This is a genomic window from Streptomyces sp. DSM 106670 (genome assembly GCF_055792845.1).
On the sequence record NZ_CM147704.1, the window covers coordinates 5,865,426 to 5,878,767 of the forward strand.

The 13,342-nt window shown below is 69.6% G+C and carries 14 protein-coding genes; all 14 read left to right on the plus strand.

What is annotated here, in order from left to right; all coding sequences use genetic code 11:
• The first annotated feature begins 298 nt into the window (after nucleotides 1–298).
• The 14 genes from ACSMXR_RS26125 to atpA all read left to right on the plus strand — a co-directional run bounded on the left by ACSMXR_RS26125 (nucleotide 299) and on the right by atpA (nucleotide 13,339).
• A complete protein-coding gene (locus ACSMXR_RS26125; protein ID WP_364887917.1) occupies nucleotides 299–1,402 on the plus strand; it encodes an LCP family protein in 1,104 nt (367 codons plus the stop codon).
• Between the two features lie 182 nt (nucleotides 1,403–1,584).
• Nucleotides 1,585–1,809, plus strand: a complete 225-nt coding sequence (gene rpmE, locus ACSMXR_RS26130) for a 50S ribosomal protein L31 (RefSeq protein WP_015611364.1) — start codon at nucleotides 1,585–1,587, stop codon at nucleotides 1,807–1,809.
• 157 nt (nucleotides 1,810–1,966) lie between these two features.
• Nucleotides 1,967–3,043, plus strand: coding sequence for a peptide chain release factor 1 (gene prfA, locus ACSMXR_RS26135; protein WP_137233499.1), 1,077 nt, complete (start codon nucleotides 1,967–1,969; stop codon nucleotides 3,041–3,043).
• A 46-nt stretch (nucleotides 3,044–3,089) separates the two neighbouring features.
• Nucleotides 3,090–3,935, plus strand: coding sequence for a peptide chain release factor N(5)-glutamine methyltransferase (gene prmC / locus ACSMXR_RS26140; RefSeq protein WP_050360399.1), 846 nt, complete (start codon nucleotides 3,090–3,092; stop codon nucleotides 3,933–3,935).
• A gap of 52 nt (nucleotides 3,936–3,987) precedes the next feature.
• On the plus strand, nucleotides 3,988–4,635 hold the full coding sequence (locus ACSMXR_RS26145; protein WP_137233500.1) for an L-threonylcarbamoyladenylate synthase: 648 nt from the start codon (nucleotides 3,988–3,990) through the stop codon (nucleotides 4,633–4,635).
• Nucleotides 4,632–5,273, plus strand: a complete 642-nt coding sequence (locus ACSMXR_RS26150) for an arsenate reductase/protein-tyrosine-phosphatase family protein (RefSeq protein WP_137233501.1) — start codon at nucleotides 4,632–4,634, stop codon at nucleotides 5,271–5,273. The genes ACSMXR_RS26145 and ACSMXR_RS26150 overlap by 4 nt, the downstream gene beginning before the upstream one ends.
• Nucleotides 5,274–5,423: 150 nt before the next feature.
• A complete protein-coding gene (locus ACSMXR_RS26155; RefSeq protein ID WP_473170045.1) occupies nucleotides 5,424–6,704 on the plus strand; it encodes a serine hydroxymethyltransferase in 1,281 nt (426 codons plus the stop codon).
• 84 nt (nucleotides 6,705–6,788) lie between these two features.
• Complete coding sequence (locus ACSMXR_RS26160) at nucleotides 6,789–8,183, plus strand: MraY family glycosyltransferase (RefSeq protein WP_170994616.1); 1,395 nt, start codon at nucleotides 6,789–6,791, stop codon at nucleotides 8,181–8,183.
• A 267-nt stretch (nucleotides 8,184–8,450) separates the two neighbouring features.
• Nucleotides 8,451–8,891, plus strand: a complete 441-nt coding sequence (locus ACSMXR_RS26165; protein ID WP_137233504.1) for a hypothetical protein — start codon at nucleotides 8,451–8,453, stop codon at nucleotides 8,889–8,891.
• Between the two features lie 200 nt (nucleotides 8,892–9,091).
• Nucleotides 9,092–9,919, plus strand: a complete 828-nt coding sequence (gene atpB, locus ACSMXR_RS26170; RefSeq protein ID WP_103508050.1) for a F0F1 ATP synthase subunit A — start codon at nucleotides 9,092–9,094, stop codon at nucleotides 9,917–9,919.
• Between the two features lie 97 nt (nucleotides 9,920–10,016).
• On the plus strand, nucleotides 10,017–10,253 hold the full coding sequence (atpE, locus tag ACSMXR_RS26175; protein ID WP_003966254.1) for an ATP synthase F0 subunit C: 237 nt from the start codon (nucleotides 10,017–10,019) through the stop codon (nucleotides 10,251–10,253).
• A gap of 37 nt (nucleotides 10,254–10,290) precedes the next feature.
• On the plus strand, nucleotides 10,291–10,827 hold the full coding sequence (locus ACSMXR_RS26180; protein ID WP_098024909.1) for a F0F1 ATP synthase subunit B: 537 nt from the start codon (nucleotides 10,291–10,293) through the stop codon (nucleotides 10,825–10,827).
• Nucleotides 10,824–11,639, plus strand: coding sequence for a F0F1 ATP synthase subunit delta (locus ACSMXR_RS26185; RefSeq protein WP_137233505.1), 816 nt, complete (start codon nucleotides 10,824–10,826; stop codon nucleotides 11,637–11,639). The genes ACSMXR_RS26180 and ACSMXR_RS26185 overlap by 4 nt, the downstream gene beginning before the upstream one ends.
• A 128-nt stretch (nucleotides 11,640–11,767) precedes the next feature.
• Complete coding sequence (gene atpA / locus ACSMXR_RS26190) at nucleotides 11,768–13,339, plus strand: F0F1 ATP synthase subunit alpha (protein ID WP_030580920.1); 1,572 nt, start codon at nucleotides 11,768–11,770, stop codon at nucleotides 13,337–13,339.
• The last annotated feature ends 3 nt before the right edge of the window (nucleotides 13,340–13,342 follow it).

A 13,342-nucleotide genomic window follows, 5' to 3' on the forward strand; every position in this document is an offset into this window, starting at 1 on the left:
CCCCCTCGCTCCGGCGAGGGGGGCCGCCGTGCGTCGGTCGTCCCGTCCCGAGACCTTTGCCACACGGAGCGTCGCCCCGCAGCGCTCCGGCCGACGCCGGCCGGGGCCGGAAAACCCCAGGTGAACGCCGGAGCGCCGGCCGACCGCCGACTGTGTACCGCGCCTGCCGGCCGAACGGGGGCCACAGCCGCGTATGCAACCCTTCTTGGTGCTTCGGCCGTCCCTACAGGAGAGGCCGACCGCGCGTGGACCACCACGGCAGGGGGCAGACGGGCTACAGGAGTCACGAGGGAGACGTGTGAGCGAGCAGAGCAGGAGTACGGGCCGCATACGCGGTACCGGCAGCCGGCGGAGGAAGCCCTCGGGACGGCACCGTGCCAAGGTCGTCGCGGCCTGGACGGTGGCGGGTGTCGTGGTCGTCGGCGGGGCCGGACTCGGATACGCGTACATGGCGCTCGACGGCAACCTCTCCAGCGTCGACATCGACGCCAAGCTCGGCGCCGACCGTCCCGACGACGTGGACGACGGCTCGCAGGACATCCTGGTGCTGGGTTCCGACTCGCGCTCCGGCGACAACGGGAAGTACGGCGCCGACGAGGGCGCGGCCCGCTCCGACACGGCGATGGTCATGCACGTCGACAAGGGCCACAAGAGCGCGAGCGTGGTGTCGATACCGCGCGACACCCTGATAGAGCGCCCCGCCTGCACGAGCGACACGACGGACGAGACGGTTCCCGCCGAGCACCGGGCGATGTTCAACACCGCGTACGAGGTCGGCGGGCCGGCCTGCGCCGTGAAGACCGTCGAAGCGATGTCCGGCATCCGCATGGACCACTACCTGGAAGTCGACTTCACCGGCTTCGAGAAGCTCATCGACGAGCTGGGCGGCGTGGAGATCACCACGAAGACCGCCATCAACGACTCCAAGAGCCACCTCGACCTGGAGCCGGGCACCCACACCCTGGACGGCGAGGAGTCCCTCGGGCTCGTCCGTACCCGCAAGAGCGTCGGCGACGGCAGCGACCTGGGACGTATCCAGCTCCAACAGGCGTTCATCAAGGCGCTGATGGAGCAGACGAAGAGCGTCGGGGTGTTCTCCAGCCCCAAGAAGCTCTACGGTCTCGCGGACGCCGCCACCAAGGCCGTCACCACCGACTCCGGGCTGGGCTCGGTCAAGAAGCTCACCGGGTTCGCCAACGGTCTCAAGGGGCTGGGCGCGGACAACGTCCACATGGTGACCCTGCCGGTGGAGTACGACCCGGCCGACCCGAACCGGGTCCTGCCGCAGGAGAAGGCCGGCCGCCAGGTCTGGGCCGCCCTCAAGAACGACCGGCCGATCCCCGCCTCCGCCACCGAGAAGTCGGCCGGCGACAAGGGCGAGGCCGCGAAGGTCGTCCAGTAGGACGAGCCGGAGGAACAGGATCTGTTGGTCACCCTCCGTACGCGGAGCGTAGGGGAATACCTGGCCCCCGTCCCCGGTTTTGGGAGATACGGCCGGTCCTGGCAGACTGGTACGTCGGCCCCGGTTCACGGCCGCGCAATCCGCGCGGACGACCCGGCGCCCTCCCGAAACTAGGAGACACCTTGAAGCGCGACATCCACCCCGAGTACGTCGAGACCCAGGTCAGCTGCACCTGCGGTGCGTCGTTCACCACCCGGAGCACCATCGACTCCGGCGCCATCCGCGCCGACGTCTGCTCCGAGTGCCACCCGTTCTACACGGGCAAGCAGAAGATCCTCGACACCGGCGGCCGCGTGGCCCGCTTCGAGGCCCGCTTCGGCAAGGCTGCCGGCTCCGCCAGCAAGTAGCGAGCCACTGCGCCGGTTCCTGGCGCCCTCTTCCCGGGGGCGTCGGAACCGGCGTTTTTTCCGGTCGGGTGCCCGGGGGGAGCCCCCGCCGGACACCCCACCGGGCAGTACGCCCTCCAGCAGGCCCGCAGAATTCAGACCAACCAGGAGCCCCCGAATGTTCGAGGCGGTCGAGGAACTGATCGGTGAACACACCGATCTCGAGAAGAAGCTCGCCGATCCGTCGGTCCACGCCGACCAGGCCAACGCGCGCAAGCTGAACAAGCGTTACGCGGAGCTGACCCCGATCGTCTCCACGTACCGGAGCTGGAAGCAGACCGGCGAGGACATCGAGACCGCCCGCGAGTTCGCCGCGGACGACCCCGACTTCGCCGCCGAGGTCAAGGACCTGGAGAAGCAGCGCGAGGAGATCACCGAGAAGCTCCGCCTGCTCCTCGTCCCGCGCGACCCCAGCGACGACAAGGACGTGCTCCTGGAGATCAAGGCGGGCGCGGGCGGCGACGAGTCCGCCCTGTTCGCCGGTGACCTGCTGCGCATGTATCTGCGCTACGCCGAGCGCGTCGGCTGGAAGACCGAGATCATCGACTCCACCGAGTCCGAGCTCGGCGGCTACAAGGACGTCCAGGTCGCCGTGAAGACCAAGGGCGGCAACGGCGCCACCGAGCCCGGCCAGGGCGTCTGGGCCCGGATGAAGTACGAGGGCGGCGTGCACCGGGTGCAGCGCGTGCCCTCCACCGAGTCCCAGGGCCGTATCCACACCTCCGCCGCGGGCGTGCTCGTCACCCCCGAGGCCGAGGAGGTCGACGTCGAGATCCACGCCAACGATCTCCGTATCGACGTCTACCGCTCCTCGGGGCCCGGCGGCCAGTCCGTCAACACGACCGACTCCGCCGTCCGCATCACCCACCTGCCGACCGGCGTCGTCGCCTCCTGCCAGAACGAGAAGAGCCAGCTCCAGAACAAGGAGCAGGCCATGCGCATCCTGCGCTCCCGGCTGCTGGCCGCCGCCCAGGAGGCCGCCGAGCAGGAGGCCTCCGACGTCCGCCGCAGCCAGGTGCGTACCGTCGACCGATCCGAGAAGATCCGGACCTACAACTTCCCGGAAAACCGCATCTCGGACCACCGCGTCGGCTTCAAGGCGTACAACTTGGACCAGGTCCTCGACGGAGAGCTCGACGCCGTCATCCAGGCCTGCGTCGACGCCGACTCCGCCGCCAAGCTCGCCAACGCGTAAGCGTCCCGCCCGCCCCGCACACCCGTAACCCGTACGGAGAACCGCGATGAACCTGCTGCTCGCCGAGGTGGCCCAGGCCACCCAGCGGCTGGCCGACGCCGGTGTCCCCTCACCGCGATTCGACGCCGAGGAGCTCGCGGCCTTCGTCCACGGGGTGAAGCGGGGCGCGCTGCACACGGTGCCCGACACCGACTTCGACGCCCGGTACTGGGAGACGATCGCCCGCCGCGAGGCCCGCGAACCCCTCCAGCACATCACCGGCCGAGCCTTCTTCCGCTACCTGGAGCTCCAGGTGGGACCCGGTGTCTTCGTGCCCCGGCCGGAGACCGAGTCGGTCGTCGGCTGGGCGATAGACGCCGTGCGCGCGATGGACGTCGTCGAGCCCGTCGTCGTCGACCTGTGCACCGGATCGGGCGCCATCGCGCTCGCCATGGCGCAGGAGGTGCCCCGCTCCAAGGTGCACGCCGTGGAGCTGTCCGAGGACGCCCTCAGGTGGACGCGGAAGAACGCCGAGGGGTCCAGGGTCACCGTGCACAGGGGAGACGCCCTGAGCGCCCTTCCGGAGCTCGACGGCCAGGTCGACCTGGTGATCTCCAACCCGCCGTACATCCCGCTCACTGAGTGGGAGTACGTCGCCCCCGAGGCCCGCGACCACGACCCGGAGATGGCCCTGTTCTCCGGCGAGGACGGCCTCGACACCATCCGCGGCATCGAACGCACCGCCCACCGGCTGCTGCGCCCCGGCGGCCTCGTCGTCATCGAGCACGCCGACACCCAGGGCGGCCAGGTGCCGTGGATCTTCACCGAGGAGCGGGGCTGGGCGGATGCCGCCGACCACCCCGACCTGAACAAGCGGCCCCGGTTCGCCACCGCCCGCAAGGCCATGCCGTGACCCGGATCCGGCACCACCACCCGTACCCGCACCTGTCCGAGGAGGCCGGCTGATGGCTCGGCGATACGACTGCAACGACGCCACCGACCGGACCACGGGTCTGCGCGAGGCCGCATCGGCCGTCCGCCGGGGCGAACTGGTCGTGCTGCCCACCGACACCGTGTACGGGATCGGTGCGGACGCCTTCACCTCGGAGGCCGTCGCGGACCTGCTCGACGCCAAGGGCCGGGGCCGCAACATGCCCACCCCCGTCCTGATCGGCTCGCCGAACACCCTGCACGGCCTGGTCACCGACTTCTCCGAGCAGGCCTGGGAGCTCGTCGACGCCTTCTGGCCCGGCGCCCTCACCCTCGTCGCCCGGCACCAGCCCTCCCTCCAGTGGGACCTCGGCGACACCCGGGGCACCGTCGCCATCCGGATGCCGCTGCACCCGGTCGCCATCGAGCTGCTCACCGAGGTCGGCCCGATGGCCGTCTCCAGCGCCAACCTCACCGGACACCCCGCGCCGGAGGACTGCGACGCCGCCCAGGGCATGCTCGGCGACTCCGTCTCCGTCTACCTCGACGGCGGCCCGACGCCCGGCATCGTGCCGTCCTCGATCGTCGACGTCACCGGCGCCACCCCGGTCCTGCTGCGCGCCGGCGCCCTCTCCGCGGAGGAGCTGCGCAAGGTGGTCCCCGACCTCGAGGTGGCCAATTGACCGCCCCCGAGGGGCGTGGCATAGCGGGGCGGACCGACACCTTCCGCATCCTCCACGTCAGCACCGGCAACGTCTGCCGCTCGCCCATCACCGAGCGGCTGACCCGCCATGCCCTGGTGGACCGCCTCGGCGATCCGCTCAGCGGCGGCCTGATCGTGGAGAGCGCGGGCACCTGGGGCCATGAAGGCGCGCCCATGGAGGCCAACGCCGAGGTCGTCCTCGCCGACTTCGGCGCGGACGCCAGCGGCTTCGTCGGCCGCGAACTGCTCGACGAGCACGTGATCCGCGCCGACCTGGTCCTCACCGCCACCCGCGACCACCGCGCCCAGGTCATCTCCATGGGCCACTCCGCGGGCCTGCGCACCTTCACGCTCAAGGAGTTCACCCGGCTGGTACGGGCCATAGACCCGGCCACCCTGCCCGACCCGCGCGACGAGGGCGTCGTCGAGCGCGCCCGCGCCCTGGTGCGCGCCGCCGCCGCGCTGCGCGGCTGGCTGCTGGCCCCGACCGCCGAGGCGGACGAGGTCTACGACCCCTACGGCGCCCCCATCACCTTCTTCCGCTCCATCGGCGACGAGATCAACCAGGCCCTCGACCCGGTCGTCACCGCGCTCACCGGCGTACGCGCCCCGAGCTGAGCGGCACACCCGCGCCGCACCGGGCGGCCGGTGCGCCGACCGGCGTACGGGACGCCGCGACAGCGGGCACGGCGCCCGGCCCCGGCCTACATTGGAGCTGACACCGGCACCCCTCGCCGGCGCACCCACCTCCAGGCCCGGAGCCGTCCCATGCCGGTCACCTCTCCCGCCGCACCCGCAGCCGTGTCGCCCGCGCCCGACGCCCTGCCCCAGGACTTCGGCGCCCTGCTCCGCCAGGACCCGGAGATCGCCGGGGTCCTGGACGCGGAGAGGGACCGTCAGGCGAGCACCCTCCAGCTGATCGCCGGCGAGAACTTCCAGTCGCCCGCGGTCCTCGCCGCCCTCGGCTCCCCGCTCGCCAACAAGTACGCCGAGGGCTACCCGGGCGCCCGCCACCACGGCGGCTGCGAACACGCGGACGCCGCCGAACGCATCGCGGTCCGCCGGGCCACCGCCCTCTTCGGCGCCGAACACGCCAACGTCCAGCCGCACTCCGGCTCCTCCGCCGTCCTCGCCGCCTACGCCGCGCTGCTGCGCCCCGGCGACACGGTCCTCGCGATGGGACTGCCGTACGGCGGACACCTCACCCACGGGGCTCCGGGCAACTTCTCCGGCCGCTGGTTCGACTTCGTCGGCTACGGCGTGGACCCGGACACCGGGCTCATCGACCACACCCGGCTCCGCGCCCTGGCCCGCGCCCGCCGCCCCAAGGCCATCGTCTGCGGCTCGATCTCCTACCCCCGCCACCCCGACTACGAGACGTTCCGCGAGATCGCCGACGAGGTCGGCGCGTATCTGATCGCGGACGCCGCCCATCCGATGGGGCTGATCGCCGGGGGAGCGGCCCCGAGCCCGGTCCCGTACGCCGACGTGGTCTGCGCCACCACGCACAAGGTGCTGCGCGGGCCGCGCGGCGGCATGATCCTGTGCGGCGAGGAGCTGGCCGGGCGGATCGACCGGGCGGTATTCCCGTTCACCCAGGGCGGGGCGCAGATGCACACGGTGGCGGCGAAGGCGGTCGCGTTCGGGGAGGCCGAGACCCCGGCGTACACGCTCTACGCGCACCAGGTGGTCGCGCACGCCCGGGTGCTGGCCGCGGGGCTTGAGGCCGAAGGCTTCGAGGTCACCACGGGCGGCACGGACACCCACATCATCGTCGCGGACCCGGCCCCGCTGGGAGTCGACGGCCGCACCGCCCGCGAGCGGCTGTCGGCGGCCGGCATGGTCCTGGACACCTGCGCCCTGCCGTACGGGGACGCCCGGGGCGTCCGCCTGGGCACCGCCGCCGTCACCACGCAGGGGATGGACGAGGGGGACATGGCCAGGATCGCGGCGCTGTTCGGAGCGGCCGTACGGGAGCCGGGCGATGTGAGCCCGATCGCGGCGGAGGTCCGTGAACTGGCCCTGCGCAATCCGCCCTACCCGGGGTAGGCGAACCCTGTGGAACCATCACCCGTACCGTGGAGTCCTTGTTTCAGAGACTAGTCTGTGGGGCTCAGATGGCCGGCGAATTCTGTGGGGCAGCCCGTGCGTGATTACCTGCTGACGCTCTGTGTCACGGCAGCGGTGACTTATCTGCTGACCGGACCGGTGCGTAAGTTCGCCATCGCGGTCGGGGCGATGCCCGCGATCCGCGCGCGCGACGTCCACCGGGAACCGACTCCCCGGCTCGGTGGCATCGCCATGTTCGGCGGACTGTGCGCGGGACTGATCGTCGCCGACCACCTGTACAACCTGAACAGTGTCTTCGAACTCTCCAACGAGCCAAGGGCGTTGCTCTCCGGCGCCGCGCTGATCTGGCTGATCGGCGTGCTGGACGACAAGTTCGAGATCGACGCGCTGATCAAGCTCGGCGGCCAGATGATCGCCGCCGCCGTCATGGTCATCCAGGGCCTCACGATCCTGTGGCTGCCGATCCCGGGCGTCGGCACGGTCGCCCTCACCCAGTGGCAGGGCACGCTGCTCACGGTGGCGCTGGTCGTCATCACGATCAACGCGGTCAACTTCGTCGACGGCCTGGACGGGCTCGCGGCGGGCATGGTGTGCATCGCGTCGGCGGCGTTCTTCCTGTACGCCTACCGCCTCTGGTACGGGTACGGGATCGAGGCGGCGGCCCCCGCGACGCTGTTCGCGGCGATCCTGATGGGCATGTGCCTCGGCTTCCTGCCGCACAACATGCATCCGGCGCGGATCTTCATGGGCGACTCGGGCTCGATGCTGATCGGCCTGGTGCTGTCAGCGGGCGCGATCTCGATCACGGGCCAGGTCGACCCGGACCTCATGAAGCTCTTCGAGGGCAGCGAGCGCGAGGCCACCCACGCCCTGCTGCCGGTCTTCATCCCGCTGGTGCTGCCGCTGACGATCATCGCGATCCCGGCCGCCGACCTGGTGCTCGCGATCGTCCGGCGCACCTGGAACGGCCAGTCGCCGTTCGCCGCCGACCGTGGCCATCTGCACCACCGGCTGCTGGAGATCGGCCACTCCCACAGCCGGGCCGTGCTGATCATGTACTTCTGGTCGGCGCTCATCGCCTTCGGCGCCGTCGGCTACTCGGTGCACTCGGCGTCCTCGTGGATCGTGTTCGTCATCATCGCGTCGAGCGCGGTGGGCCTGGCCCTGCTGCTGATGCCGCGCTTCACCCCGCGCGCCCCGCACTGGGCCAACCGCTTCGTCCCGCCGCGCTACCGGCACCGGGCGACCGAGCGGGCGGCGGCTCCGTCGCCCTCCCACGGCGAGAAGCCGGCACCGGCGACCTCCGGGGCCCAACAGGGCGCGGCAGACGCTCAGATGGGCGAGGAGGCCGCCGAACGGGCCCCTGTGGCGGTCGGGGTGTCCGGCGTCAACGGCGCTACCGCGATCGGCGCTCGTTCGCGCTTCCCGGATCGCCGTTCCATCGACTCTTCGCGCTGACGATTCGGATCCTGCGGTGCAATACCAGACATTGCGCCGCTCTGTCCTGCACACACGCGCGAGGTAACCCTCATGTGTGACAGTTGGCACACTTTCCAGGTAAAGACCTCATCAAATAGTTTGTGATACCGTTCACGAGACCCGGTGACGGAGCCGAAGGACCCTAGTGAGACGGTCCATTGGCCCGAAAATCCGCCTCGCGGACCGGGCCTACGCTCGTCCATGACGACGCCCCATTCCTCCTCTCAGACCAGTGGAGCTGCCGCCATGCAGTCCGACATGCGCGAACTACTGCGCATCGCCACCCCCACCGCCGCGGTGGGAGCCATCGCCACGCTCGTCGGCGGGCTCGTCGCCGGCGGCGAGGGGGCGATCGGTGCCGCGGTCGGCTGCGTGGTCGTGATCGTCTTCATGGCGCTCGGGCTGCTGGCGCTCAACTGGGTCGGCAAGACCATGCCTCACCTGTTCCAGGGCATGGGGCTGATGATCTACTCGGCCCAGCTCGTGCTCCTGCTCATCTTCATCCTGAGCATCAGGAACACCTCTCTCTTCGATCTTCAGGTCTTCGCCCTCTCGCTGGTCGCAGCCGTGATCACGTGGATCACCACGCAGGCCGTGCTGCACGCGCGGAGCAAGACCCTCTACGTCGACCCCGACGCGGACACCCGGAACCGTCCGGGCGGAGCTGGGGGAGATCGTGACGAGTAGGGCCGGAATAAAGCCGTGTTCGACGTGCTGCTATCGTCCGGTCTCGGTTGCGGTAGTGCGAGCGCGGGCAACAGGGCGGTCGCTTGATACATCGCGAGGCTTCGGGCCCGGCCGCCGCCTCCTCACCGTAAGAACCAGTCCGGTGCCGACCTGCGGCCACCCGCCGCTCCGACACAACGAGGTAGCCGCATCCATGCGCCATGCAGAAGGAGCTCTTGGTGACTGACGCCCAGACGCTCGCCTTCGAGACGAACTGCCACCTGTTCAAGGACTGCGGGTTCCATGCCCCCAGCGTGTGGTCGTTCCTCTTCGAGCCGCTCTTCACCATTGGGCCTGTCGAGTTCAACAAGCCCATGCTGCTCGCGATCATCGGCACGTTCGCGATCCTGGCCTTCTTCTGGGCCGGTTTCTCGAAGCCCAAGGTCGTTCCGGGCAAGCTGCAGATGGTCGCCGAGGCGCTGTACGACTTCGTCCACCGCGGCATTGCCCGTGAGGTCATCGGCAAGAAGGGCGAGCCCTTCGTCCCTCTGCTGGTCTCGCTGTTCTTCTTCGTGTGGATCCTGAACCTCTGGGCCATCATTCCGCTCGCCCAGTTCCCGGTCAGCTCCGTCATCGCCTACCCCATCGGCCTGGCCCTGGTGGTCTGGGTGACGTACATGACGGTGACGTTCCGGACGAACGGATTCGTCGGAGGCATCCGCAACCTCTGCGTCCCGAGTGGTCTGCCCAAGCCGATCTACGTCCTGCTGACGCCGCTGGAGTTCATCTCCAACGTCTTCGTCCGGCCGTTCACGCTGGCTGTGCGACTCTTCGCGAACATGTTCGCGGGTCACATCCTGATCCTGATCTTCACCATCGCCACCTGGTACATGCTCGGCACCGTCCTCGGCACGGTCTACGCGGGCGCGTCGTTCATCATGACGCTGGTCCTGACCGTGTTCGAGATGTTCATCCAGGCCCTTCAGGCCTACGTGTTCACGGTGCTGACCGCCACGTACCTCTCCCAGGCGCTCGAAGAAGCCCACTGAGGACCCGCCAAGCCGTCCGGCTTGAGCCCTCACCCACCCCAGACGCCCGGTGCGAAGACACTTTCCACCGGTCCCATCAAGAGAAGGAACCACGGACATGTCTGCTGCTTTCGAGACCCTCGCGGCCGTGAACGGCAACGTCGGCACCATCGGCTACGGCCTCGCCGCGATCGGCCCCGGTATCGGCATCGGCATCATCTTCGGTAACGGTGTGCAGGCCATCGCCCGCCAGCCCGAGGCTGCCGGCCTCATCCGCCAGAACATGCTGCTCGGCTTCGCCGTCGTCGAGGCCCTCGCCCTGATCGGCTTCGTCGTTCCGTTCATCGTCAAGTGACGTTGTGGCTGTAGCTCCATTCGACGAAAGGTCCACCATGATGTACCTGGCAGCCGAGGAACCGCAGAGCCCTCTGCTCCCGGTCTGGCCTGAAGTCGTCATCGGCTTGATCTGCTTCGGCATCGTCTTCTTCGTCTTCTCGAAGAAGCTGCTTCCGGTGATCAACAAGACCCTGGAAGAGCGCCGCGAGGCGATCGAGGGTGGCATCGAGAAGGCCGAAGCGGCTCAGACCGAGGCTCAGAGCGTTCTTGAGCAGTACAAGGCTCAGCTCGCCGAGGCCCGTCACGAGGCCGCGCGTCTGCGCCAGGAGGCGCAGGAGCAGGGTGCCGTCATCATCCAGGAGATGAAGGCGGAAGGTCAGCGGCAGCGCGAAGAGATCATCGCCGCCGGCCACGCCCAGATCGAGGCCGACCGCAAGGCCGCTGCCTCGGCGCTGCGTCAGGACGTGGGCAAGCTCGCCACCGACCTGGCCGGCAAGCTCGTCGGCGAGTCCCTTCAGGACCACGCCCGGCAGAGCGGCACCGTCGACCGTTTCCTCGACGAGCTCGAGGCGAAGGCCGAGGCCGCCCGATGAACGGCGCGAGCCGCGAAGCACTGGCTGCCGCACGCGAGCGTCTCGACGCGCTGACCGACAACACGTCGGTCGACGCGGCGAAGCTCGCCGAGGAGCTGGCATCGGTCACCGCGCTGCTCGACCGCGAAGTTTCCCTGCGCCGGGTTCTCACCGACCCGGCCCAGAGCGGCGAGAGCAAGGCCGAGCTGGCCACGCGTCTGCTCAGCGGGCAGGTGGGCGGCGAGGCCGTCGACCTGGTCTCCGGACTGGTCCGGTCCCGCTGGTCGCAGTCGCGTGACCTGGTGGACTCGGTCGAGGAGCTGGCGAACACCGCAGACCTCACCGCGGCCCAGCGCGGCGGGAACCTCGACGACGTCGAGGACGAGCTGTTCCGGTTCGGCCGGATCGTCGGCTCCGACACGGAGCTGCGTTCCGCGCTGACCAGCCGTACGGCCACGGCGTCCGCCAAGGGCGAGCTGCTGCGCAGCCTGCTCGGCGGCAAGGCGCAGCCGGTCACCGAGCGGATCATCGTCCGCCTCGTGACCCAGCCCCGTGGACGTAGCCTGGAAGCAGGGCTGGACTCGCTGTCCAAGCTCGCCGCGGAGCGCCGGGACCGCATGGTCGCCGTCGTCACCTCGGCGGTGCCGCTCAGCGACCGGCAGAAGCAGCGCCTCGGCGACGCCCTGGCGAAGCTCTACGGCCGGCAGATGCACCTGAACCTGGACGTGGACCCCGCGGTCCTCGGCGGGATCTCGGTGCGCGTCGGTGACGAGATCATCAACGGCACCGTCGCGGAGCGTCTCGAAGAGGCGACCCGCCGCATGGCCGGCTGACACAGAGCAAGAACAAGCAAGACCAGCGGCCCGGTTGGGCCGTGCAGAAATTGCAGAAGATTCCTGGGGGTCGGCCCCCAGACCCCCTTAAGAAACTTCGGGCCCAACAAGGAGAGCAGGGAACCCAGATGGCGGAGCTCACGATCCGGCCGGAGGAGATCCGGGACGCACTGGATAACTTTGTCCAGTCGTACCAGCCGGACGCGGCCTCGCGCGAGGAGGTCGGTACGGTCAGCGTTGCCGGCGACGGCATCGCGAAGGTGGAGGGTCTGCCCTCCGCCATGGCGAACGAGCTGCTGAAGTTCGAGGACGGCACCCTCGGTCTCGCCCTCAACCTCGAGGAGCGCGAGATCGGTGCGATCGTCCTCGGCGAGTTCAGCGGAATCGAGGAGGGCCAGCCGGTGCAGCGCACCGGTGAGGTGCTCTCCGTCGGCGTCGGCGAGGGCTACCTCGGCCGCGTCGTCGACCCGCTCGGCAACCCGATCGACGGTCTCGGCGAGATCGCGACCGACAGCCGCCGCGCCCTCGAGCTGCAGGCCCCTGGCGTCATGGTCCGTAAGTCGGTGCACGAGCCGATGCAGACCGGCTACAAGGCCGTCGACGCCATGGTGCCGATCGGCCGCGGCCAGCGTCAGCTGATCATCGGCGACCGTCAGACGGGTAAGACCGCGCTGGCCGTCGACACGATCATCAACCAGCGCGACAACTGGCGCTCGGGCGACGTGAACAAGCAGGTGCGCTGCATCTACGTCGCCATCGGTCAGAAGGGTTCCACCATCGCCTCCGTGCGTGGTGCGCTCGAAGAGGCCGGTGCGCTGGAGTACACGACCATCGTCGCCGCCCCGGCGTCCGACCCGGCCGGCTTCAAGTACCTGGCGCCGTACACCGGTTCGGCCATCGGCCAGCACTGGATGTACCAGGGCAAGCACGTCCTGATCATCTTCGACGACCTCTCGAAGCAGGCCGACGCCTACCGCGCCGTGTCCCTGCTGCTGCGCCGCCCGCCGGGCCGCGAGGCCTACCCGGGTGACGTCTTCTACCTGCACTCGCGTCTGCTGGAGCGCTGCGCCAAGCTCTCCGACGAGATGGGCGCCGGTTCGATGACGGGCCTCCCGATCGTCGAGACCAAGGCGAACGACGTGTCGGCGTTCATTCCGACCAACGTCATCTCCATCACCGACGGCCAGTGCTTCCTGGAGTCCGACCTGTTCAACGCGGGTCAGCGTCCGGCGCTCAACGTCGGTATCTCGGTCTCCCGAGTCGGTGGCTCCGCCCAGCACAAGGCCATGAAGCAGGTCTCCGGCCGGCTTCGCGTGGACCTCGCCCAGTACCGCGAGCTGGAGGCGTTCGCCGCCTTCGGTTCCGACCTGGACGCGGCCTCGAAGGCCTCGCTGGAGCGCGGTAAGCGCATGGTCGAGCTGCTGAAGCAGCCGCAGTACGCCCCGTTCCCGATGGAGGAGCAGGTCGTCTCGGTCTGGGCCGGCACCACGGGCAAGATGGACGACGTCCCGGTCGAGGACATCCGTCGCTTCGAGGCCGAGCTGCTGGAGTTCCTGCGCCGTGAGCGCAAGGACCTCCTGACCAGCATCGCCGAGGGCGGCAAGATGTCCGACGACACGCTGCAGTCGATCGCCGACGCGATCGCCGCCTTCAAGCAGCAGTTCGAGACCTCGGACGGCAAGCTCCTGGGCGAGGGCTGATCG